This window comes from Herbiconiux sp. (assembly GCF_023264895.1).
Lineage (GTDB): Bacteria > Actinomycetota > Actinomycetes > Actinomycetales > Microbacteriaceae > Herbiconiux.
Genome location: NZ_JAHFUY010000167.1, coordinates 1 through 2,592 on the forward strand (window position 1 = coordinate 1; position 2,592 = coordinate 2,592).

Annotated in this window: 3 protein-coding genes; 2 read left to right on the plus strand and 1 reads right to left on the minus strand. The window is 72.5% G+C overall.

Features of this window, described 5'->3' with window-relative positions; genetic code table 11:
* Positions 1–24: 24 nt before the first annotated feature.
* Positions 25–738 (minus strand): YoaK family protein, encoded by a 714-nt coding sequence (locus Q0D57_RS19360; protein WP_291047065.1) that lies wholly within the window; start codon positions 736–738, stop codon positions 25–27.
* An 82-nt stretch (positions 739–820) separates the two neighbouring features.
* On the opposite strand from Q0D57_RS19360, the gene Q0D57_RS19365 reads away from it, so the two are divergent.
* Positions 821–1,999 (plus strand): acetamidase/formamidase family protein, encoded by a 1,179-nt coding sequence (locus Q0D57_RS19365; RefSeq protein WP_291047067.1) that lies wholly within the window; start codon positions 821–823, stop codon positions 1,997–1,999.
* Positions 1,992–2,592, plus strand: a 601-nt coding sequence (locus Q0D57_RS19370; protein WP_291047068.1) for an AtzH-like domain-containing protein, incomplete at its 3' end; no start/stop codon positions are given. The genes Q0D57_RS19365 and Q0D57_RS19370, both read left to right, overlap by 8 nt.

A 2,592-nucleotide genomic window follows, 5' to 3' on the forward strand; every position in this document is an offset into this window, starting at 1 on the left:
GTGGCTCGGGCCGGGGGTGGCGGGTCAGGGGGCGGGGGAGGCCTTCGGCTCGGCGGCGTGCTTGACGTGGGCCGCGATGTGGCCGAGGAGGGCCGCCACGAGGGTGATGAGCGCGGCCGCCGCCACCCCCCAGCCGATGTGCAGCAGCAGGAGGAGCGCACCGATCGCCGCTCCCGCCGCGATCAGCACGATCGCCGCCGCCCGGCGGAACCACGGCTGCCCCTTGCCTCCCGCGAGCCGCGAGTCGGCCGCGAAGCCCGTGATGGTCGAGGTCACCACCACGGTCGTCACATCCTTGACCGCGATGTGCCGCGCGGTGGCCGCCTGGATGCCCATGGCCGCGGCGAGGAAGAACGTGATGAAGTACTCCCACGGCTGCGGCGGCGCCCCGTCGGTGAGGAACAGCGTCACCGCGAGCCCCGCGAGCACGATGCCGATCACGAGGAAGAGCCACGTGGTGCGGGTCGTCCAGCCCGCCTTCACCGGGCGGAGCACCCGCCCACCGATGACCGCACCGAACATGAACGCGAACAGGGCGATCAGCGGCCCGATCCAGGGCAGGTCGTCCGCCCCCGCGAGGGCCATGCCCAGGATGACGACGTTCCCCGTCATGTTGCCCGCGAACACCTTGTCGAGACCGAGGTAGCCGACGGCGTCGACGACCCCCGTGGAGAACGTGAGCGCGAGCATGAGGGCGAGGTGCAGCTTGTCGCGGTCGGAGCGGAGTCTGGTGAGCAACGGCCATCCTGTCGGTATGAGGTGAGACCTGAAACGTAGCCCGAGCGTTCTTCCGGGTGCAAACGGGCGATAGCCTCTCGTCATGTCTACGTCTGCAGCACTGCAGCCCGGCACGGGCGAGATCAGAGCGACCGAATACCTGGCGGCGAGCCTCGACCACCTGCTCTGGGGGCGGCTCCCGTGCGCCACCGACCGGGCCGTGCTCGAGATCGATCCAGGCACCGAGGTCACGATCGACACGATCAGCCACGAGGGTGTGCTCGAGGATCAGGGGCGGGATCCCGCGGCGTTCTTCGCGGCTCACGGGGTGGATCGCGACTTCGTGCTCGACGACGCCGTGGCGCTGGCGGCCTCCGGGTACCCGCGGAACGCATCCGATGGGCCGCACGTGGTGACCGGCCCGATCGCGGTGCGGGGAGCGCGACCGGGCGACCTGCTGAAGATGACGGTGCTCGAGACGACCCCGCGCGTGCCCTACGGCGTGATCTCGAACCGGCACGGCAAGGGTGCGCTCGTGGGCGAGATGCCCTCGGCGGAGGCGAACGCGAGCGTGTACGCCGAGCTGCAGCACGCGCTCGACGGCTCGTCGTTCGGCACCCTGCCGCTCGTGCCGGGTGGGGAGCGGTCGGTGCGGTTCCCGCTCGCGCCGTTCCTCGGCATCATGGGGGTGGCCGTGGCCGGGGGTGAGCGGCCGCACTCGGTGCCGCCGGGGGCTCACGGGGGGAACATCGACATCAAGCTGCTCACCGTGGGGTCGTCGCTGTACCTGCCCGTGCAGGTGCCGGGGGCGCTCGCGTACGTGGGGGATCCGCACTTCGCGCAGGGCGACGGGGAGGTGGCGCTCACGGCTCTCGAGGCGTCGCTGCGGGTGACGATCCGGTTCGATCTGCTGTCGCAGGCAGATGCGGTGGCCGAGTTCGGGGTGCTGTCCGGTCCGCTCGCCTCGACGAGCGAGTTCCTCGTGCCCACGGGCATGGACGAGGATCTCGACGTGGCCGTGCAGAACTGCGTGCGGGCGGCGCTCGGGCTGCTCGAGGCGCGCTACGGCATGGATCGGGCACTCGCGTACGCGTATCTGAGTGCGGCGACCGATTTCGACATCTCGCAGGTGGTCGACATCGTCAAGGGCGTGCACGCGAAGGTGCGGGTGGCCGACTTCGCGGGGGTGGCGGCTGGGGCCGCGCGACATGCGGGCGGGCGGATGCCTGTTGGTGGCTTCGATGGCTTCGGTGCGGGCGGATCGGGGGTGCACCGTGGGTAGGCACGGCGCCGGGCCGCTGCCCGGGGGATCGGCCGGGATCGAGGCCGCGGCCGGGGTCGTCGGGCCCGTGAGCGTGACGGGCGCCGCCGAGCTCGAGCCCGCGGAGCTCGAGGCGCTGCTGGCGGCGTTCCACCACTACGAGGCCGCCCTCATGGTCGACGACGTGGACGTGCTGGACCGTTCGTTCGCGCCCGGCCCCGACACGCTGCGGGGCGACGCGAACGGACTGCTGGTGGGGCACGAGCGCATCAGCGCGTTCCGGAGCGTGCGCGGCGGAGTCGCGCGGCGCACGATCACGGAGGTGCGGGTGCGGGTGCTCTCGCCGCAGGCCGCGCTGGTGGTGTCGGTGAGCGCGTTCGTGGCCGGCGGCTCCGGGCTGCAGACGCAGCTGTGGGAGCGGATCGCGGATGCGCGGCCGCGGCATGACGGCGCGGGCGAGCATGCGGGGCGCTGGGTGATCACGTCGGCCCATGTCACCGGGGCAGCGCCTGCGGTGAATCGGGCGATCTGGCGTGTGGTGGGGGCGCCGTTGGTGCCGGCGCTGCCCGTGGTGCCGGCGGTGCCGCCGGTGCCGCTGCCGACCGGTGGGCGGG

What these genes read in the sequence shown, in the direction of transcription:
- Q0D57_RS19365 (WP_291047067.1), top strand. Translation starts at nt 821, where the DNA reads ATGTCTACGTCTGCAGCACTGCAGCCCGGCACGGGCGAGATCAGAGCG.